At 48.3% G+C, this 19277-nt stretch carries 16 protein-coding genes; 11 read left to right on the forward strand and 5 right to left on the reverse strand.

The window, feature by feature from the left end; genetic code table 11:
* Nucleotides 1-8 precede the first annotated feature (8 nt).
* Nucleotides 9-1184, forward strand: a complete 1176-nt coding sequence (locus tag ACGHCT_RS02430; RefSeq protein WP_226901924.1) for an iron-containing alcohol dehydrogenase — start codon at nucleotides 9-11, stop codon at nucleotides 1182-1184.
* Here the strand turns inward: ACGHCT_RS02430 and ACGHCT_RS02435 are convergent.
* Complete coding sequence (locus ACGHCT_RS02435) at nucleotides 1166-2467, reverse strand: cell wall metabolism sensor histidine kinase WalK (RefSeq protein WP_256280872.1); 1302 nt, start codon at nucleotides 2465-2467, stop codon at nucleotides 1166-1168. The genes ACGHCT_RS02430 and ACGHCT_RS02435 overlap by 19 nt on opposite strands.
* Nucleotides 2460-3140 (reverse strand): response regulator transcription factor, encoded by a 681-nt coding sequence (locus tag ACGHCT_RS02440; RefSeq protein WP_154257043.1) that lies wholly within the window; start codon nucleotides 3138-3140, stop codon nucleotides 2460-2462. Before ACGHCT_RS02440 ends, ACGHCT_RS02435 begins: the two co-directional genes overlap by 8 nt.
* A 206-nt stretch (nucleotides 3141-3346) precedes the next feature.
* Between ACGHCT_RS02440 and ACGHCT_RS02445 the strand changes: the two genes are divergently transcribed.
* The 8 genes from ACGHCT_RS02445 to ACGHCT_RS02480 all read left to right on the forward strand — a co-directional run bounded on the left by ACGHCT_RS02445 (nucleotide 3347) and on the right by ACGHCT_RS02480 (nucleotide 12387).
* On the forward strand, nucleotides 3347-5620 hold the full coding sequence (locus ACGHCT_RS02445) for an extracellular solute-binding protein (protein ID WP_390437979.1): 2274 nt from the start codon (nucleotides 3347-3349) through the stop codon (nucleotides 5618-5620).
* 13 nt (nucleotides 5621-5633) lie between these two features.
* Entirely contained in the window at nucleotides 5634-6506 is an 873-nt protein-coding gene (locus ACGHCT_RS02450; RefSeq protein ID WP_243140995.1) for a carbohydrate ABC transporter permease, read from the forward strand.
* A gap of 12 nt (nucleotides 6507-6518) precedes the next feature.
* On the forward strand, nucleotides 6519-7382 hold the full coding sequence (locus ACGHCT_RS02455; RefSeq protein ID WP_390437981.1) for a carbohydrate ABC transporter permease: 864 nt from the start codon (nucleotides 6519-6521) through the stop codon (nucleotides 7380-7382).
* Nucleotides 7383-7393: 11 nt separating this feature from the next.
* Nucleotides 7394-8737: an efflux RND transporter periplasmic adaptor subunit gene (locus tag ACGHCT_RS02460; RefSeq protein ID WP_390437983.1), complete on the forward strand. Its 1344-nt coding sequence runs from the start codon at nucleotides 7394-7396 to the stop codon at nucleotides 8735-8737.
* Nucleotides 8734-9732, forward strand: a complete 999-nt coding sequence (locus tag ACGHCT_RS02465; protein ID WP_256280867.1) for an ABC transporter permease — start codon at nucleotides 8734-8736, stop codon at nucleotides 9730-9732. The genes ACGHCT_RS02460 and ACGHCT_RS02465 overlap by 4 nt, the downstream gene beginning before the upstream one ends.
* 54 nt (nucleotides 9733-9786) lie before the next feature.
* On the forward strand, nucleotides 9787-10671 hold the full coding sequence (locus ACGHCT_RS02470) for a DUF445 domain-containing protein (protein WP_390437985.1): 885 nt from the start codon (nucleotides 9787-9789) through the stop codon (nucleotides 10669-10671).
* A gap of 151 nt (nucleotides 10672-10822) precedes the next feature.
* On the forward strand, nucleotides 10823-11320 hold the full coding sequence (locus ACGHCT_RS02475) for an RNA polymerase sigma factor (protein ID WP_154257037.1): 498 nt from the start codon (nucleotides 10823-10825) through the stop codon (nucleotides 11318-11320).
* An 11-nt stretch (nucleotides 11321-11331) separates the two neighbouring features.
* The gene (locus ACGHCT_RS02480; protein ID WP_226901943.1) at nucleotides 11332-12387 is read left to right on the forward strand and encodes a hypothetical protein; all 1056 of its coding nucleotides are present in this window, start codon (nucleotides 11332-11334) and stop codon (nucleotides 12385-12387) included.
* Between the two features lie 76 nt (nucleotides 12388-12463).
* Here the strand turns inward: ACGHCT_RS02480 and ACGHCT_RS02485 are convergent, their stop codons facing one another.
* From ACGHCT_RS02485 to ACGHCT_RS02495, 3 genes are read right to left on the reverse strand one after another with little or no spacing between them, the layout of a single operon-like run.
* Entirely contained in the window at nucleotides 12464-13510 is a 1047-nt protein-coding gene (locus ACGHCT_RS02485) for a hypothetical protein (protein WP_390437987.1), read from the reverse strand.
* 31 nt (nucleotides 13511-13541) lie between these two features.
* On the reverse strand, nucleotides 13542-14585 hold the full coding sequence (locus ACGHCT_RS02490; RefSeq protein WP_390437990.1) for a hypothetical protein: 1044 nt from the start codon (nucleotides 14583-14585) through the stop codon (nucleotides 13542-13544).
* A gap of 59 nt (nucleotides 14586-14644) precedes the next feature.
* The gene (locus ACGHCT_RS02495) at nucleotides 14645-15817 is read right to left on the reverse strand and encodes an MFS transporter (protein ID WP_390437992.1); all 1173 of its coding nucleotides are present in this window, start codon (nucleotides 15815-15817) and stop codon (nucleotides 14645-14647) included.
* 240 nt (nucleotides 15818-16057) lie between these two features.
* On the opposite strand from ACGHCT_RS02495, the gene ACGHCT_RS02500 reads away from it, so the two are divergent.
* Both ACGHCT_RS02500 and ACGHCT_RS02505 read left to right on the forward strand, forming a co-directional pair.
* A complete protein-coding gene (locus tag ACGHCT_RS02500) occupies nucleotides 16058-17605 on the forward strand; it encodes a PucR family transcriptional regulator (RefSeq protein ID WP_390437994.1) in 1548 nt (515 codons plus the stop codon).
* Nucleotides 17606-17648: 43 nt separating this feature from the next.
* Nucleotides 17649-19214: a PucR family transcriptional regulator gene (locus ACGHCT_RS02505; RefSeq protein ID WP_390437996.1), complete on the forward strand. Its 1566-nt coding sequence runs from the start codon at nucleotides 17649-17651 to the stop codon at nucleotides 19212-19214.
* The last annotated feature ends 63 nt before the right edge of the window (nucleotides 19215-19277 follow it).

Here is a 19277-nt window from a genome sequence, read left to right on the forward strand (position 1 = left end):
AGGACAATATGGATAATTTTACATTTTATGCACCGACATATTTCGTGTTCGGCAAAGATACAGAGAAGGAAGCGGGACATTACGTGAAAAGATTCGGAGGAACTAAAGTTCTGCTCCACTACGGTGGAGGCTCCGTGGTCCGCTCCGGCCTTCTGGAGAGAGTAAAGGCATCTCTTGAAAAAGAAGGGATTACCTATACGGAACTTGGAGGTGTGAAGCCGAACCCAAGAAGCGGGCTGGTCTATGAGGGAATTGAGATCTGCAAGAAGGAAAAAATCGACTTTATCCTGGCAGTGGGCGGAGGAAGCACCATAGACTCTTCCAAGGCAATCGCAGCGGGAGCAGTCTATGACGGCGACTTCTGGGATTATTATCAGGGAAAGCTTGTAGAACAGGCACTCCCCGTGGGGACCATTCTCACCATCAGTGCGGCGGGAAGCGAGGGTTCTCCCGACTCTGTAATTACCTGTGAAGACGGCATGTATAAGAGAGGTGCAACAGGCGAAGGACTGCGGCCCAGGTTCTCCATTCTGAATCCGGCCCTGACCCAGACGCTGCCTCCCTATCAGACCGCCTGCGGTATAACTGATATTATGGCGCATTTATACGAGCGGTATATGACGAATACCCAGGATGTGGAGGTTACGGACCGCATGATAGAGGCCCTTATGATGACCATGATTCATGAGGGGCCGAAGGTAATTGCGGATCCAAATGACTACCAGGCCAGGGCCAATATCATGTGGGCGGGCATGATGGCTCATAATAATTCCTGCGGCGTGGGAAGAACCCAGGACTGGACCAGCCATGATGTGGAACATGAGCTATCTGCCCTTTATGACTGTGCCCACGGGGCCGGACTTGCAGTGGTTATGCCTGCGGTAATGACCTACAATATGGGGCACAATGTGATGCGGTTTGCCCAGGCTGCATCCCGGGTTTGGGGATGCCCCATGGATTTTGCACATCCGGAGGAGACAGCCAAGGCGGGCATTCAGGCATTTAAAAACTTCCTTAGCTCCATAGGCATGCCAGAAAATTTCCGGGAACTTGGAGCCAGGGAGGAGGACATTGAAAAGCTGGCCCATGCTGCCTGCTGGGGCGATGTAAGAAACGGAACGCTGGGTGGTTTTGTCAAACTCAACGAGGAGGACGTTGCCAATATCTACCGGTTGATGCTGTAGACATTTGTCTGGAGCCGGACAACAAAGGAGGCGCCTCCTCCCGGGGTATCCTCCACAGAGATCCTGCCTTTGTGCATCCCCACGATCTCTTCTGCAATACAAAGTCCCAAACCAAAATGTTCTTTATCATGATGGGATTCATCCAAACGGTAAAAGCGCTGGAAAACGGCGCTTTTTTCTTTGTCCGGAATTCCGGGCCCGCTGTCGCAGATGCGGTATTCCAGCCCCCCTTTTTTCATATGGAGCTCCAGAGAGACACTGCCTCCCGATGGTGTATAGCTGACCGCGTTATCTGCCAGTATCCCCAGAACCTGGCTGATTCTGCCGCTGTCCCAGTGTTGAACGGGGACCGGTGTATCGGGAAGAAGAACGTTCCAGTGCAGGCCCTTTTCATGGGCCAGAGGCTGATATTTCTCGTAAATATTTAATAGAAGCGTATCAGGTTCAGCCCTTTCCGGGTGTATGGCCCAGGATTGGCTGTCCGCACTGGAGAGGGAGAGTAGATCACCGATCAGCCGGTTCATCCGCTCTCCTTCCTCCTGGATATGGGAAAGGAACTGCTCCTGCTTTTTAGGAGGGGTTCCCCTCAGGGCAGAAGTGCTGGAAAGAATGACTGCCAGAGGCGTACGCAGCTCGTGGGAGGCTGCTGCGATAAATTGGTTCTGCTTTTTCTGTCCTTCCTCCAGGGGCTTTATCAGTCTCCGGGTGAAAAACCAGGAAAAAATCCAGAGAAGGAGGACCCCGCAACCAGCTGCACCCAAAAAGAGCATCCGCCTCCGCAGTACCTGTTCCCTTTCCCTGTCCAGAGGGTACACAACGGTGGCAGAGAGGCTCCCGGACTCTCTAGGGAGGAGAGATACGGCTGCATAACAGGAGGGGGTGTCCAGAGTAAAAACAGCGGTATTAGCCGTGTATTGATTCCTGTTACTGTCCGAGACATCAACACCGTAAGATTCCGCTGCTTTTTCCTCAGCCAGAGCAAATAATCGGGGAGCTTTTGTGCCGCTGTCAAGGGTCCGGTAAAAAAGCTCCTTTCCATTGTCGGTAATCCGAATGTGTACCCCGTAATTGTCCTCCATCTCAAGAAGCCATTGGTGGGAAATAATGGACTGACTGCTCAGATAGGAAAGCATGGTATTCGTATTCGTATGAAATGTCAGATAACTCTCCCTCGAAGCATCTGTTTCTGAGATAAACAGGCATACAAAGGTCATGGCGGCTAAAATCAGACTGGTAATCCCAGTGGAAAACAGGGCGAATTGTTTGTGAAGGCGTTTAAACATTGGCATACTCCAATCGATAGCCGACTCCGCGGATGGTCTTCAGGGTGACTGTGCTGTCCACAGAAGTGAGACGCCTCCGGATAAAATGGATATAGTTGTCCAGATTACCGTCCTCTACAGGAGCACCCGGACCCCAGACTCTGGAAAAGATAGCGTCCCTGGGCACGGTATTGCCGTGGTTTCTGATAAACAACTCAAATAAATCCCCTTCCCGTTTGGAAAGGGTACACTGTCCCCCTGGCCCGGTAAGCACATTTTCCCCGGGACGGTAGCAGAGATCCCCATATGAAAGATCCGTCTGTGCCACCAGATTCTGGGGTCTGCGGAAGATGGTACGGATACGCGCCATAAGCTCTTCAAAGGCAAATGGTTTTACTATATAGTCGTCAGCGCCGCAGTCCAGTCCATTGATTTTATCCTGAAGTTCTCCCAGAGCCGTAAGAAAGATTACTGGTGTCTGCATTCCTCCTTTCCGGGCGGCTTTCAGCACAGAAATACCGTCCAATGAGGGGAGCATACGGTCCAGCAGGACCAGATCATAGCCGCCGGACAGCATCAGATCCAACCCATCCGTCCCTCTGTGGCACACATCAGTGCGGATATTCTCCCGTTCCAGCTGGTATGTCAGGGTATCACACAGTTTTTTATCGTCTTCTATCAGCAGTATTCTCATAATGAGGTGTTCCTTTCCCTTATCCTATTGCAGCAATTATAACATAAAAACCTTTAATGAACCTCTAAAAATCCTTAAGGCAAATAGGCAGGAACCCTTAGAGGGTAGATAGAGGTTGTTGTGCTATGATACCTATATAACAGAAAAATACCTGTCTGTCCTGCCCGGATGTACAGGTAATAATACAAAGAGGGAGGCTGATGCTTATGAAAAGAAGAGGAAAGAAAATACGCTGGCTGGCAGTGGTGTTTGCAGCATTGTTTTTCTGCCTGACAGGCTGCTTTGGGGATGCTTCTGATAAAGAAAAGGAAAAAGAGACGGATACCCGGGGAAGGTATCTGGAGACAGAAGTAAAGCTGCCGGAGCATACAAAAGTATTTGATATGGTAAAAGGTACAGACGGAGTCATACGCATTGCAGTTCAGGATCCCGGAGAAGGGCTGGCTGTATGGGAAATGAAAGAAAAGGGAGATACCTGGGAAAAGGTATACAATATAGAGATTGACCTGACCGGCTATGTAACTTGTGCAAATCTGGCGAGTATTGCCCTTTCTCCTGAAGGCGGTGCGGCAGTGCTGGCATATCTGGAAAGGGCAGATAAAAATGTGGATATCAAATATTTTTATGTCAGTAATACCGGGGAGGTCAGTGCGTCTCCCTATCAGTCGGATCCCTCCGAGCTTGTCTCTCAGCTTAATTATACATCCCAGGGGGACTTTTATCTTCAGGCAGGCTTCCGCGTAATAAAGGTGGATCTGAAAACCGGAGATGCGGGGGAAATCGTGGAAAGCAGCCTGCAGACCTCCTACTACGGAACTGCCGGCAGCCGGCTGTATGCCGTAGACTGGAAAGGAAAGGTGACAGAATATGATCTGGAGAGCGGACTTGTGGCAGCTCCTGATAAAGGGCTTGCCAGTGCCATAGAGCAGAGCGGACTGGAACTGGGTGACCGGCAGGGAAATGCAGATGCGGCACCTGTTATCTTCTATGGAGGTGAAGATCCAGACACCCTTTTTTTCTGCGGGGATACCGGGGTGTATTGCCATATAAAAGATGGAAACATAGCGGAGAAAATCATAGACGGCGGACTGACCTCTCTGGGAAGCCCTGATATGGAATTTAAGGCTATGGAGATGACAGGAGACAGTGAATTTTATATTCTGGCAACAGGAGATGACGGGGATAAGCTTCTGAAATATACGTACGATCCAGAAGTCTCAACCATCCCGGAGAAGGAATTAAAGGTTTATTCACTCTATGAAGACGGGGATTTCAGGAAGGCCATCACTCAGTATCAGAAAAATCATCCAAATCTTTATATCCGATATGAAGTAGGCCTGGAGGCAGACAGCCAGAAAACGGTATCAGATGTCCTTCGGATTTTAAATACGGAGATTATGGCGGGTAAGGGGCCAGATCTTCTGCTGTTGGATGGTACCCCTCTGGACGCCTATATTGAAAAGGGAATCCTGGAGGATATTACCGGCATTGTGAAAAAGGTGGATGATTCAGAAGGCCTGTATACCAACATTACTTCAGGATTAGCAAGGGATAGCAAATTATATGCGGTGCCCCTGCGGTTTTCTGTACCTGTAGCGGAGGCAACGGATGATTCCCTGGAGCGGATTATAGATCTGAAAACCCTGGCAGATGAAGCGGAAAGACTTCGTGACGAGTACCCGGATCAAACGATTATCAGTGAGAAAAACAGTGGCAGATTTATGGCGGCACAGCTTTACGATGCCTGCTCATCTTCCTGGCTGACCGAGGAGGGGGGAGTGAATACGGAGAGGCTGGCGGATTTTTACCTGCAGGTGAAGCGGCTTCACCGTGTGGACAGCCATGAGGAGGATACCTTGTATGATGGGGACACTGTGGAATACATGGAGTATATAACTAACATTACAGGGGATCTGCTGATGCCTTACAGCGGCGCCTCATTCCTGAACTTTGGAAATATAAGAGATCCCGAGGGGGTGGCCATGCTTGCCAAAGCGAGGCAGGAGACAGGGACTGTAGGGTATAAGCCTTTTTCCGGGGAAAACGGAAACGCCTATCTTCCTGTGTCTATTGCAGGAGTAAACGCAAAAGGGAGCGAGACAGAGCTGGCCGTAAGTTTTCTGGAGTTTCTTCTTAAGGATACAGCCCAGGGGTACTCCGGGAACACCGGACTTCCGGTAAATAAAAAGGCAATGGCAAGGCTTCTTGAGGCAGATAATTTTGCAGAGGATATCAGAGGCGCCGAAGACCCCCGAAATCCCGGTGAAACTATTACCATGTATCTGGAAAATCTGGACCAGGGGGAACTGGATGCATTTATGAAGGAAGCAGAAAACTTTGCCGCACCGGCCCTGACGGACGAAAGAATCCGACAGGCAGTGCTGGAGCAGGCAAACAGCTGTACAGAGGGGACAATAACTCCTGAGGAAGCGGCAGAAAAAGCGGCGGATACTGTAAAGCTATATCTGGCAGAAAGATAGGGTTGCAATGTATATGAGTGACAAGCAAAAAAAAGCTGAAATGCGGGGGCCGAAATACAGAACTTGGTCGGGATTACCTTTTGTCATCCCCAGTTTTATTGGAATTGTGATCTTTATTCTATTTCCCTTTCTGGATGTAATCAGAAGGTCCTTCACCGGAGCGGTGGGGGGAGGATGGGTGGGACTGGAGAATTACAGGCAGACGTTCTCCAACAGTGCTTTCCATCTGGCATTGGGCAATACCATAAAGTTTGAACTTGTTTGTATCCCTCTGATGATTATTCTGTCTCTTGGTATGGCGCTGTTTGTTGTGAGATACGCCCGCAGGGGCGTGATGAAAAGCTGTATGCTGGTTCCCTTGGCCATACCGGTTGCCTCCGCTGTACTTCTGTGGCGGGTAATGTTTCATCAGCAGGGTGTACTGAACAGTTTTCTGATGTTATTTCACAGAGGACAGACAGACTGGATGAATTCCGGCTATGCATTTGGGGTTCTGGTGTTTAGTTACGTTTGGAAAAACCTGGGGTATAATGTAATTCTCTGGACCGCGGGAATTGCGCAGATTCCACCCTGTCTGTATGACGCGGCCCGGGTAGACGGGGCAGGGCAGTGGCAGTGCCTGTGGAAGATTACGCTGCCCAGCCTGCTGCCTTCTCTGTTCACGATAACTGTGTTATCTGTCTTAAATTCATTTAAAGTATTTCGCGAAGCATATCTGGCGGCGGGGGATTATCCTCATGAGAGTATGTACCTGCTTCAGCACCTGTTTAACAACTGGTTTTTAAATATGTCGCTGGATAAGATGGCGGCAGCCTCAGTTTCCTGTGCCGCCGTCATCTTTTTGCTGGTACTGCTTCTTATGCGGACGTGGAAAATACAGACATAAGAGGGGAGATTAATGACAACAAGATTAGAAAATAAAATACTGGAAAAAGTGGCGGCAGGGATAACAGCTGCAGTATTGCTGGTCTGTGTCTATCCTGTTTGGTTTCTTCTGGCAGGTTCTGTATGCGGGAGGGCCCAACTGCAGGAGCTGCTGGGTCCGGCCCTTGCCGGAGCGGAGGGGATGGCCTGCCTTCCGGTGGTGCCCGGTTACCCCACCCTGCGGTGGTGGGCTCAGCTCCTTCTGGATTCACCGGAATTCTTTGTAATGTTCTGGAATTCTGTAAAGCTGGCGGGAGGTATCCTGGCAGGTCAGATACTTATCAGCATTCCTGCTGCCTGGGGCCTGGCCAGGGGCAGATTCCCGGGCAGGGATACACTTTTTGCTCTCTACATTCTCCTGATGGTGATGCCTTTTCAGGTGCTGATGTTGTCTAATTACCTGGTATTAGATAAACTTCATCTGCTGGATACCCATCTGGGCATTATTCTGCCCCTGATTTTTTCTCCATTTCCTGTTTTTATAATCTTTCAGTTTTTTAGAGGAATACCGGAGGAAATGTTAGAGGCAGCCAGGCTGGACGGAGCCGGCGAATGGCAGATTTTTGCTTATATGGGCGTTCCTATGGGCACGGCTGGGATTGTATCCGCGCTGGTACTGGGTTTTTTGGAATACTGGAACTTAATAGAACAGCCCATGGCATTTCTCAAGACCAAGGAGTTGTGGCCGCTCTCTCTGTACCTGCCGGATATTGGCCCCGGGCAGGCAGGAATTGCTCTTACTGCCGCTGCAGTTGCTATGGTACCTGCCATGCTGGCATTTTTTGGGGGCAGAGAATATCTGGAAATGGGGATTGCGGCCACCGCAGTGAAAGGCTAAAGGAGGGAAAGATGGAGAAAAAAAGGTTGCCGAAACTAACTGGATTTTTCTTTCTTGCCATGCTGATCTGTACACTGATTTCTAGAGCCGCTTCCAGTATTACAGTGGCTCAGATAACGGCTGCAAGTCCGGTGAACGGCATGATCACACATAAAGTTACGGCGGAAGGGAAGATTCAAGCCAATAGGGAGCTGCCAGTTTTTACAGAGGCTGGACAGCGAGTGGAAAGGATTATAGTCCATGAGGGAGAAAAGGTGAAAGCGGGTGATATTCTGTTTCAGCTGGATATGGAGCGATTACAGGAACAGATCCAGGAGAGCAGACAGGAGCTCTCAAAACTTCAGCTGGAGCTGGAAGCTGCGGTCCAAAATGCAGAGTTGGCGCAGGAAAAAAAGGAATTGGCCAGACAAAGGGCGCAGGAGGATTATGAGAGGATCTCAGAAGAAAAGGATCAGGATATTGCATGGGCTGAGGCAGAACTTGTGAAGGCCAGAGAGCGGCTGGAGGAATATTACAATTACCAGGACGGGGGGGAAGCGTCTGAAGGCGGACAGTCGGAGGATGCACTGGCAGACAGCGTGGATGCAGCACAGAAAACTTATGACCAGGCCCTGACTGTCAGAGAGGAAAGTCTGACTGCTGCCAAAAGAGCGATAGAAGACGCCATGATGCCCGAGCCGGCGGACAATACACAGGAGATAAAACAGGGAGAAATTGCGCAGACAGAGGAAAAAATGGAGAAGCTGGAACGCCTGGCTGATAAAAATGGAGAAGTTGCGTCGCCTGAGGAAGGTATCGTTACCGGGCTTCAGATATCTGCCGGACAGATAACAGGACAGGACGCAGCCGTACTTCTGGCAGATCTTTCGGAGGGATGCAGGTTTGTGGCTCAGGTAGACAAAAGTCAGGGTGAGTATCTGCAGAAAAACATGGAGGTTACTCTGGAAAATCCGGATACCAGAGAAAAAGAAGGCGGACTTGCCATCAGCTCATTGGGAGAAAATGCAGAGAACGGAGAGCTTCTGGATGTAACTGTATCTCTTTCCGGCTGCACCCTGGAGATTGGCACTTCCGCCAGAATGACCGCGGAAAAACGTTCGTCTGCCTATGCCTTCTGTATTCCTGTACAGGCGTTGGGGGAGAATAACAGCGGTACCTTTGTCTATGTTCTGGAAGAACAGGAGAATGTGCTGGGACGAGAGCTGTCTGTGAGAGAGGTAAAGGTAGAGGTAGAGGATAAAAATGATATGTATGCTGCGCTGAAGGAGGGGAGTCTTTCTGAAGGGCAGCAGGTGGTGGTGTCCTCGGACAGAAGCATAGCCGGAGGCAGCCGGGTGCGGCTGAAGGAGTCTTGAGAACGGCAAGGTGGTATCTGATCAGGATTCTGCTTCTGGCGGCTATTGGAATTTCCTACTTTCTCTGTATAAAAAACTACAGAGAGATAGAACAGCTGCCGGATACTGTGACGATATCCTGCAGCGGGGGATTTCAGAAGGACGGCAACGGCGATGAAACTTGGGGAAACAGCACCTGGGAGTATGCCTTGTGGGAGGAATTAGAGGGAGAAGTGGTCAGTAACCCGAATCTGAACAGACAGTATAAGGTATCTGTGACAGCTGTGAGAGGTTCCTGCAGAGTTCTGCTGCCGCAGGCCTATTGGATGGGAGACAGCGATGGAGAAGGCTGCTTTTTGGATCGGACAGCGGCCTTGGGGGTTTTTGGAAGCACTGATGTGGTCGGAAAACAGCTGCTGTATGAAGGGAGACAGCTGACTGTACGGGGAGTCACAGACGACAGGGGAGGTATTATGTTAATCCGGCCGAAACCGGGAGAGGCTTTGAAGAATATCATTCTTTCTGTTCCCGATGGAGCCAGCCAGGAGGTGCTGGGGACAGAATTTATGGCGATCCAGGGAATCCAGGGTACCGTCACAGATAACCGTCCATTTACAGGTATTGTTCGTCTGCTGGTTTTGGGATTCCCGTTTACCATCCTCCTTTTTTATCTGTGCCGGCTGAATAAAGTGATAAGGGGGATGACAGCCACGCCGGTACTGCGTATGCTTGCAACCGTTATGACAGTTTGTCTGGCGCTTTTTACGACAGGTGTATTTCTTACCTGTCTGCACATTCCACGGGACTATGTGCCAACGAAATGGTCAGACTTTTCTTTCTATACCGGGCGGGCAGAATATATATTGGGGCAGTGGAAGCAGTATTTTCAGATCCCAAAGAGTAAACTGGAGATTCCATATGTTTTCTGTTCCCTGAAAAGTATTCTGTACGGACTATTATCTCAGGTGTTTTTTGTTCTCTCCACCGGTCTTGACAGGGCGTTCCTATATGAGTAAAATTGACAGCGGTGTTGTTACATCGGAAAAGAAACAGAATTGGAGGTTACAAAAATGAGTGTGATTCATATAATTTCAGGCCCTGTCATAGGAGCAGTGATAGGATATTTTACAAACTATATAGCGGTCAAGATGCTGTTTCGTCCGTACTATCCCATAAAGGCAGGACGGTTTACTCTGCCCTTTACCCCGGGGATTATTCCCAGAAGGAAGGATGCGCTGGGCGCAGCCGTGGGGAGAGCGGTGGGCAGCTCTCTGCTGGGGGAGGAAGAGATAAAGCAGATTCTTTTGTCCCGGGGAGTAAAGGAGGCTGTATCGGGAGGTGTCCTCAGTGCATTAGCGGGCGGCAAAGAGGTAACTGTAAGGAACCTTGCCGTTTCTTGCATGAGCAGTGAAACTTATGAAGATTATAAAATACAGTTGGTAGATTATATCACTGACAAGGCAGTTGAGGGGATAGATAAGACAGATCTGGGAAGTGTTATCGCCACGCAGGGCGCAGGGGCAGTAAAAAGCATGGATCTGGGTGTGATGGCTATGTTTATCAATGAGAATACCATTGCCGCATTTGCAAAGCCCCTAGGGGATAAGATAACGGAATACATCCAGAGAGAGGGGAGGGATAAGATCCGGGCCTATATCTATGAGGAGGTATGTAAAGGGGAGGAAAAGGATCTCAGGGAACTGGGCCAAAAGTATGAGCAGATTGATATAAAACGAATCATAGAACAGGCATATACCAGGATGATCGACAGCAAAGCAGATGATATTGTAAAGGAATTCCATATTGCCGAGACCATCCGTGAGAAAATTCAGAATATGGGAGTCAAAGAATTGGAAGAACTGGTGCTGTCGGTTATGAAAAATGAGCTGAATATGATTATTAATCTGGGCGCCCTGATCGGGTTTGTGATAGGGCTGCTGAACATTCTCCTATAGATTGACTCCAGGTTCACCTTGGGAAGAAATCCAGATATCTGCTGTATTAATGTTTGGGAAAAATAAATAAGCGGGGATTATTTGCAGACATGGTCCGTCTAATGAGTATAAGCGCTTACAAGAGACTGTTGCAGCAGCAGAAAGGAAACCTATGAAGGATTTGGTAGAAAAAGCAAGGAATGGGGATAAAAAAGCATTTGACCACCTCATCCGCTCTCAGATGGAAAATATGTATAAGACAGCCATATCTTATTTAAAAAATGATGAGGACGCGGCGGATGCCATACAGGAGGCCATTCTGACCTGCTACGAGAAGCTGGATACATTAAAAACAGACGGATATTTTCGAACCTGGCTTACCAGGATTCTCATTAATAAGTGTAAAGATATGCTGAGAAAGAGGAAGGTTTATTACCTTGAGGATGAACTGTCTGAAATTCCGGTGGAAGAAGATTTTTCTATGATTGAGTGGCGGGAACTGTTGTATATGCTTCCGGAGGAGTATAGGATTGCGGTGCTTTTATACTATGTGGAAGGCTTTAAGATTCGGGAAATCAGTGAGATTCTGGATGTGAAGGAGAGTACTGTCCAGTCCAGGCTTGCAAGGGCAAGAGGAAAGCTGAGACAGGAATATCCCCAGGTGAAGTAGGAGGACGGAGTATGGAATATAGAGAGAAAGACTATTTGGATAATCTGAAACGGAAGGTAGAGGTGCCGGACATCGTATGGAAAAAGACAGAGGAAGCGCTGGAACAGATCCAGAAGCAGGGAAAGAAAAAACGGACTGTTTTCAGTAGATGCAGATGGACTGCAGGAAGGGCAGCTGCGGCAGCTGTGGCCGCTACCCTGGTGCTGGGAACCGTAACTGTGGGGGCCATGTCTCTGGCAGGATGGCATCAGAATGTTGCGGATGAGCTGGAGGCATCTGAGGAACAGCAGACTAAGCTCTCCGGTGAAGGTATGGTAACTGACGGGACGGCATCTGCTGCGGACAACGGGATTACTGTGGAGAGCATACAGACCATTGCGGACAGCCGCTATATTTATTTCTGGTTTAAGGTGATAAATGAGAATCCAAAGATTGAGCTGACACAGAACGATACCTTCCGTGATTTTGCTATCCAGGTGGAGGGCCAGGACGCAGGCTTTGGCATCAGCGGAGGAAGCTTTGAGGATACCGGGGAAGAAGGCGTGTATCTGTGCAGCTATTACGGAAGCTTTGAAAGAGAGATGGAACCTGGGTCTATAAGGGTAAAGGCGGATTTTAACGGCATCAGCGCTTACGATAACCATTTGCAGGAGACCAAGACCTGCCAGGGTACCTGGAACCTGGAATGGGATGTCCAGGTAGGAGCGGCCGCCAGAAACATTGAGGTGAAGAAAGAAGTTCCGGGCTACGAGCCGGTAACACTTGACCGTCTGGAATTGTCCCCTATTTCCTGCACTGCCTATTTTGAGGCCTGGGAGGGAGACGCGGAGGAAGAGACACCGGTACTGGCGGGATTCCGCATGAGAGACGGTAGTATTGTGACAGATTTCAGGGGCGGCCCGGGAATGTCGTCAGAGGAGAACGGCATCTTTAAATCCAGTGAGGGGTTTGCCAAGGTTGTGGATACGGATGACATCACAGGAATCTTCTTTATCCGAGAGGATTATGCTGATACAGGAGAGAGAGAATTGACAGAGTCAGATATGGTTGAGATAGCTCTGGAATAGTAAGGTTAAGCAAAAAGGCAGCGGTTCTGAGTGGGGGAACGCTGCCTTTTTGCTTATATATTTTACTAATAGAATGTTAGAGGACGTATTTGTGCATTGGCTGGGACCGGTAAGAAGCCCTGGGCATATCAACAACCGTTTTGAAGCCGGGAGAGGCGTTGAGTACGTCCGGAATCCGGTTTATCTGGGAATAGGCAGTAGTCACTTCACCTTTCATGTTTTCCAGGATCATATGAAGGGAAGGATCTCCCTCAATTAGATAGTCAATATGATTTTTTCGGTAAAACTCTTCTCCGGGTACAAAAGCCTTAAAATATGAGGTATACTCCAGAGTAATATGTTCCTCTGTGGTAAGCTTTGCAAAGATATTCAGACCCAGCAGGGAGCCCTTTTTGACTTTTAGGCCCCACTGGGGGAACTCCGTATCTTTCTCTGCCACAACTGGTTCCATCGTGATAACTTCCTGAGCGGGGTGCAGTCCAAGAATATCCGCGTTGGCGTAATTGTAGGTCATAGAACATCTGGCAAGCCCGTTTTCCTCTGCGGGCTTTCGAGCAGTTAGTGATTTATATTCTTCCGGAGATTTTCCTACGAATAATTCTTCCGCAACTACAGGCCCCATGTCCTCAAGCCCTAGGATACAGTGAAATTTCATGGCATCTATTTTATTGCAGCCTGCAGCCAGAGCCTGGGGGATATTGGCCCAGAATACATCAAATGTGCCTGTGCCGTAGAGGGTGACCCCTTTTTCTTTCAGGTATGAATCCAGCCGGCCGGCCATTTCCGGTTCCGCATGCCAGGGATAGATAGCATCCTCCCCGATGGTTATAATATCCATATGGTGATCCGCGCATGTCCTGACCAAGGGCTCAAGCTGTGCCAGTCCGCTTTCAGTGGAGATCACGGCTATGTCTGCGGAAGTTTTGGCAAGGACATTCTTCACATCATTCTCCAGAGGGACACCAATGGGGCCTATGCCGGCTAGTTCACCAATATCTTTTCCGATATTTCTTTTGCATCCTACGGCTCCCACAATTTCAATCCCGTGATCCGCCATTGCTTTTATGCCTACACGGCCCATGGCTCCGGCTCCGAAGACTATAGCCTTTATGTTTCTGTCCATATACACATATTCTCCTTTCAGAAATTTACGTCTATGTAAGATATTGGGGGAGAGGAAGGGGTTTAGCTGCAAATTTGGGCATATCCTTACAGGTCAGAAACCCTGGCGCTGCATTCATTACATCCGGCACCCTGGTGGTCAGAATGCTGAAAGGGGTAACATCTCCCCGCACATCTTCAATCACCAGGCTGATATTCGGCTCTCCCTCAATATCCCAGCGATTCATAGCGGTATCACCGGGATTCGTATACTGATCATATAAGACACCGGAAAGAATGATGCCTTCTTCTGTTTCCAGTTCACACCCTTCCTCAATTCCGCAGATATATCCCTTTGGGATCATGCGGTCTATTTCTGGAATATAGTGATCCCAGGTGCTGACAATAGGGGTATGCCACGGTCTGAGAGACTTCACATGAAGCCCCATTTCCTCTGCCATGGAGTGAAGGGCAACTCCGAAGATTGACCGCTGCTCCAGCTCGCCTTCCCGTGCAGACTGTTTCTGCGCGGCCTCATATTCTTCTACTGTCCAGCCGGCATAGACAGCGTCCGCATTGGTTTTGCCCCAGGAACCGTCTCCCACAGCCCGGTTGGCGCCCCGGATAGCCCGGAGCTTATGTACCCCGCCGGCCAGTACAAGACTCAGAGACTGCCAGAACAGATCCTGCATTCCGGTTCCCAGTACAGTAACCTGATGTTTTTTTGCCAGAGTATCCAGATCATCAGCAAGCCTGGGATCCACTGCCCGGGGAAAAAAGGCCTCTTCCGCTAGAGTGACAACATTTACCCCATGCTCCACGATTGTCTTTAATAGAGGATAGACTCTGCGCAGTTCTGATACGGTGCAGACAGTCGCTATGTCAGGTCTTGTGCGCTCCAGCGCAGCAGCAAGATCCTTTTCAACCGTGATACCGAGCCTTCCGATACCGGCAAGCGCCCCGATATCCTCCCCTTCATGACAGTATGCGTCAACGCAGGCGACTACCTCACATCCCCGTTCAATAAGATAACGAACAGTAGCCTTTCCGGTTGCACCCGCTCCCACCTGAATCACTTGAATTGTTTTATCTGCCATTTGACTGTTACCTCCTTTTTCATACTTCTTGTACCATAGTTTCATTGTTGATATAACATTTACGCATGTTCCTGTCTGCGCTGCATCCCGGCCCGCAGAAGGACGAGTACTAAATAGAGAACCATACCCACTAATTCTACTTTCAAAGCAAATTCTCCGCTGGGATTATGAAAGATTCTCGCAATAGGCGCATAGAGGACGGTTGTAATTCCCACAGCCAGATACCATGCGATGGTAGTCCAGCAGATGGTCAGTGTCTCTGAATTGCTGGCAGCAATCAGAGAAGCGTTTGCGAACATATATGGAAATACTACGCCCTGTCCAAGTCCCCATACAAGCGCTCCCAGATATATCATGACAGCTGAGGCGGCGTTTAAAGTGATAAGCAGAGATATGATCCAGCATGCGCAGCAAAACAGCATGGAGTACTGCTTTAGGCGTTTAGTTACAGGAATCATGAGGAATCCCCCGATAAAACTGGTAGCGGTGATGAGGGAGAAAGCAAAACCTGCAGTACCCGCATCTCCGATAGAAGCTTCGTCGATATAAACTGCCAGATAAGTCCACATAATATTTACCAGCCAGGAAAAAATAAAGACTTCTATGGTCCATATCCAGGTACGGGCGGTCATATGTTCTTTGGGGGCCTCTTTTTTTATTTCATCCAAACTGGTTTTAGGGAGGAATATAATCTGCCAGACAAAGACAATGAACCCCAGGAAAAATAGATAATAAGCGCTCTGCCAGCCCCATTTGACGGCTACGACCCCGGCGAGGGAAGAACAGATAAAACCGGCAACAGTACCGATAACGCCGTTAAGGGCATTCAGCCGGACGATCTCGTCTTCACCCTCGGAGATATCCACAATCAGGGAGGGAATCAGGTTCGTACAGATTCCTGCTCCAAACCCTTCCACAAAATGCATAAAAATGATAAAGGGGAGGTTCATAATAATACCTCCGAATCCCCCGCAGATAATGGCTATAAATGCGCCGGCCAGCATCAGGGAGCGTTTGGAATAGCGCCGGCACAGGCGGGGAGTAATTAGAGATGCGACGATAAAGGCAAAGCCGGCAATTGTATAAGCCATTCCAGTCATCAGGGAGCTGGCATGGGGAAATGCATTGCCGATGTCACCGAGGATAGGAGTAATGATCATATCGGATGCCATGGTCATCCATGCGGCAATTAAAATGGCGATTTGGGTGTTCACTGAAAACTTCTTTCCCATAGGTGGACCTCCTTTGTACTCATAGATTCATTGGTGAGGACAGTATATCATCTCCCAAAGAGAAACTATACGTTAAAAAAATACAAAAGCAGAAATAAATTTGGTTTTATTGTACAAAATGACAGAAATCTATGTTGGGGACCCTGGGAAATTGACAATTTATCAGTGTATATAGCCGGACTATTTGAAAATATAGGTATTTCCATGATATAATCGATGATAATACAAAGGAGGGAACCTATGAAACTCAGTCTGGATATTATATTGCCTAATTTAAATTGCAGTATTGTAAAAACAAGCATATCCGACAGCAGCAGGCAGGAGCTTGAGGATATACGGTTTTTAGACTCCCCGCAGGGGCAGCTTGAGGAGAAACATTTGTATTTGGGTTGTACAAAAGAACTGATGAATCGTGTTAACAGCACCTGCCCAGTGACTGCTGTTTTGATCGGAGAGGAGCCCTCAGGGGGATTTCGCCAGGGTGACAACATTATACTGGCGGGCAGAGAGGAAAAACTTACGGACTTGTTTAACCGGCTGCAAGAGATATTTTATCAGTACTGTCAGTGGGAACGCCAGCTGCAGGAGCTTACCATAAAAAGAGCATCTTTGTCCCGGTTTGTAGAATGCGGGGCCAGGCTGCTGGGAACTCCTGTATCGATCATAGATGTGGCAGAGGGCACCCTGGCAGCATCTGAGACGGAGGAGGGTGACCTGAACGATGATGTCTGGCGGGAGATTCGGAGAGGATATATCAGCACAGATACAAGAGAGAGGGATACTCTGAAGGCGGATATGATTATTAGAGCTTCTGGTCCGGTACAGTTTTACTCTTCTGTGTCGGAGAGAATTCTGCTGGCGCAGGCGATTCGGGTAAGAGGCCATGTAGTTGGGTTCCTCTCCGCTCACAGGCTGGTAAAAGGAAAAGAAGGATATCCTAACGGTATGGTTCAAGCATTTGCAAAACTCACGTATTATGTGTCTGTGAGGATGTCAGAGAAGGATTTCTACAAACTATCCAGGGGCTGGATTTTTGAATATATACTGTTGGATCTGATAGAAAGGCGGCTGGTAAATCCTGCAGATATTAAGGAAAGGGTTAAGATGCTTTCCTGGGATGCAAATCAAACAAAAAGTATTGCAGTCATCCGGTTTTGCAGCAGGGAAATTAATGAAAGTGAGTTGAAACGACGGCAGGTTCAGCTGGAAAACATGTGGCCGGGCTGCAGGAGCATTCTTTATAATCAGAGAATCGTAGGAATAGAATTCAACGCAAATAAAAAAATGTCCCCGGAAAAGGAGACAGAGTTTATATCCTGGCTGAAGGGGGCTAATCTGGAGTGTGGCATCAGCAATTATTATGAAGATATAGCAGAGACTGCGTACCACTATGAGCAGGCAGAAAAGGCACTTCATTTTGGCAGAGTCGTGAATCCGGGCAGGGGATTGTACTGTTACTGGGACTACATGGTGGAGCATACCTTTGAGATTCTTAACCAAAATATGGATATACGCACTCTGATCCATCCCAGTATGCTCAGGATACTCAGCCTTTTGGATACCACACCGTTTTTAATCGATACGCTAAAGGTTTATCTGCGAACGGAACGGAATATCAGTCTGGCAGCCAAAGAATTGTTTATACACAAAAATACGATGATCTACCGGTTAAAGGTACTGGAAGAGAAATTGGGATGCGATCTGGATGATTATACAACCAGATCCCGGATTCTGTACTCCATTGATGTACTTGAATATCTGGAAAAGTTTGGAGAAAAGAAACAGTAACCTGATGTTTGCTGGGGGGGTCAGGTACAGGGAGGAAGGATATATGAATATAACCATGGAAATCCTGGTGGAATGGTTAGCAGAATACAGGCTGCTTCAACTGTACAGGGGAAAGTCCGGGAGAGGGCTTTTGGGGGCGCGACTGCTGTATCCCGGCATATCAGCTTTTGATCCCCATTATGTATATGTTGGCATTGAGGATGATCTCACTCATATTTCCGGACTGGTATCCCGGAATGATTGTCATTTGGAGGAAGTTGCGGTTATCTGCTGTAATTACAGACCAAAGAAGATGCCGGATGAGAAGCACTGGCCCAATTTATATGCAGTGGGTGAGGAGGTGGATTTTGGCCTTTTTTTTAATGCCGTGGAGGATTGCTTTACCAAGTTCTATAACTGGATTCAGAAGATGCAGCATAAAATCACGAACCAGGAACCCATCCAGGCTCTTGTGGATGAGAGTGAGGGGATACTAGGGTATCCGTTTGCTTTGATTGACCTGACAGAGAGTACAATTGCGGCTTCCCGTCGTGGCTCTGCCAATGATCCTATGTGGGCGGGAATCCAGAAGGGACATATGGACAATCTGCTGCTGGAATACGACAGTATCCAAAATGAACAGATTATAGAGGCGAGGGGAGTAGTGCAGAGATATTCTACAGTATCACAGCGCAATCTTCTGACGACCGCTGTATGGGTGAATGGAAAGGCAGTAGGGTTTGCCTCTCTGCATCAGCTGTATCCGGGAAAAGAAGAGTTTTCCTCCTGTGCCAGGGAGCTGCTCAGAATCTTTACAGAGCTTATTGTTCAGAGAATGGAGTTAGATGAGTTCTACGGAATATCCAAGGGCCTGCTTTTTGAATCGCTCTTCAAAGACCTGCTGGAGGGAAGAATAAAGAATGAGGAGATAGAAGAACGGACAGAATTTATCGGCTGGAAAACTGTGGACAGGTACCAGATGCTGCTGATAGAAGCCAATGGCAAAACCCTCAAGTCTGTGGTATTGAGGCAGATGATAAACACGCTGGAGCAGCTGATTCCCGGATGTAAATGTGTCTGTTATAAGAAAGCAGTAGCAGTACTCCTGGAAGAACCTGGATGGGAGTGCTGTTGTGAAGAACGTTTTCCGAGGCTTCTGGAGTGGCTCAGGACAGAAAAGCTGCAATGCGCAGTGGGAAATCCTTTCTTCTGCCTCTCGGATGTGAAGGAATCCTATGAAAAGCTGCTGGATATTTTTCAATACGGGAGGCAGGACAGGGGGGATAAGATTTTTTACTATGAAAGCGAATATTATTTCTCTGTCATCATCGGCAGAATCGCTGACTGTCAGAAGATTGAAAACCTGCTTCATCCCTGTATCTTTAGGATGCAGCAAGTCTTTAGAGAAAAACCGGATTATCTAGATACCCTTCGGGCTTATCTGGAATGTGAGCGGAGTATGACAGGTACTGCAGATAGGCTTTATCTCCATAAGAATACAGTGATTTACAGGATTAAGCGGCTGGAGAACGAACTGGATCTGGATCTTTCTGATTCAGAACTGCGGGCGCAGCTGTTATTTTCATTTCGAATATTAGATTATCTCAAGAATCAGCCAAAGGGTGACTGATTTTGTCTTTAGAGACTCTGATGTGCCAGAGTCTCTTTTTGTATGTTTCATACAAATTCCCAA

This window comes from Lactonifactor longoviformis (assembly GCF_042848515.1).
GTDB lineage: Bacteria > Bacillota > Clostridia > Lachnospirales > Lachnospiraceae > Lactonifactor > Lactonifactor longoviformis.

Excerpts from the sequence above, each read along its gene's own strand:
- ACGHCT_RS02430 (WP_226901924.1), top strand. The coding sequence starts at position 9 with ATGGATAATTTTACATTTTATGCACCGACATATTTCGTGTTCGGCAAA.
- ACGHCT_RS02435 (WP_256280872.1), bottom strand. The coding sequence starts at position 2,467 with ATGTTTAAACGCCTTCACAAACAATTCGCCCTGTTTTCCACTGGGATT.
- ACGHCT_RS02440 (WP_154257043.1), bottom strand. The coding sequence starts at position 3,140 with ATGAGAATACTGCTGATAGAAGACGATAAAAAACTGTGTGATACCCTG.
- ACGHCT_RS02445 (WP_390437979.1), top strand. The coding sequence starts at position 3,347 with ATGAAAAGAAGAGGAAAGAAAATACGCTGGCTGGCAGTGGTGTTTGCA.
- ACGHCT_RS02450 (WP_243140995.1), top strand. The coding sequence starts at position 5,634 with ATGAGTGACAAGCAAAAAAAAGCTGAAATGCGGGGGCCGAAATACAGA.
- ACGHCT_RS02455 (WP_390437981.1), top strand. The coding sequence starts at position 6,519 with ATGACAACAAGATTAGAAAATAAAATACTGGAAAAAGTGGCGGCAGGG.
- ACGHCT_RS02460 (WP_390437983.1), top strand. The coding sequence starts at position 7,394 with ATGGAGAAAAAAAGGTTGCCGAAACTAACTGGATTTTTCTTTCTTGCC.
- ACGHCT_RS02470 (WP_390437985.1), top strand. The coding sequence starts at position 9,787 with ATGAGTGTGATTCATATAATTTCAGGCCCTGTCATAGGAGCAGTGATA.
- ACGHCT_RS02475 (WP_154257037.1), top strand. The coding sequence starts at position 10,823 with ATGAAGGATTTGGTAGAAAAAGCAAGGAATGGGGATAAAAAAGCATTT.
- ACGHCT_RS02480 (WP_226901943.1), top strand. The coding sequence starts at position 11,332 with ATGGAATATAGAGAGAAAGACTATTTGGATAATCTGAAACGGAAGGTA.
- ACGHCT_RS02485 (WP_390437987.1), bottom strand. The coding sequence starts at position 13,510 with ATGGACAGAAACATAAAGGCTATAGTCTTCGGAGCCGGAGCCATGGGC.
- ACGHCT_RS02490 (WP_390437990.1), bottom strand. The coding sequence starts at position 14,585 with ATGGCAGATAAAACAATTCAAGTGATTCAGGTGGGAGCGGGTGCAACC.
- ACGHCT_RS02495 (WP_390437992.1), bottom strand. The coding sequence starts at position 15,817 with ATGGGAAAGAAGTTTTCAGTGAACACCCAAATCGCCATTTTAATTGCC.
- ACGHCT_RS02500 (WP_390437994.1), top strand. The coding sequence starts at position 16,058 with ATGAAACTCAGTCTGGATATTATATTGCCTAATTTAAATTGCAGTATT.
- ACGHCT_RS02505 (WP_390437996.1), top strand. The coding sequence starts at position 17,649 with ATGAATATAACCATGGAAATCCTGGTGGAATGGTTAGCAGAATACAGG.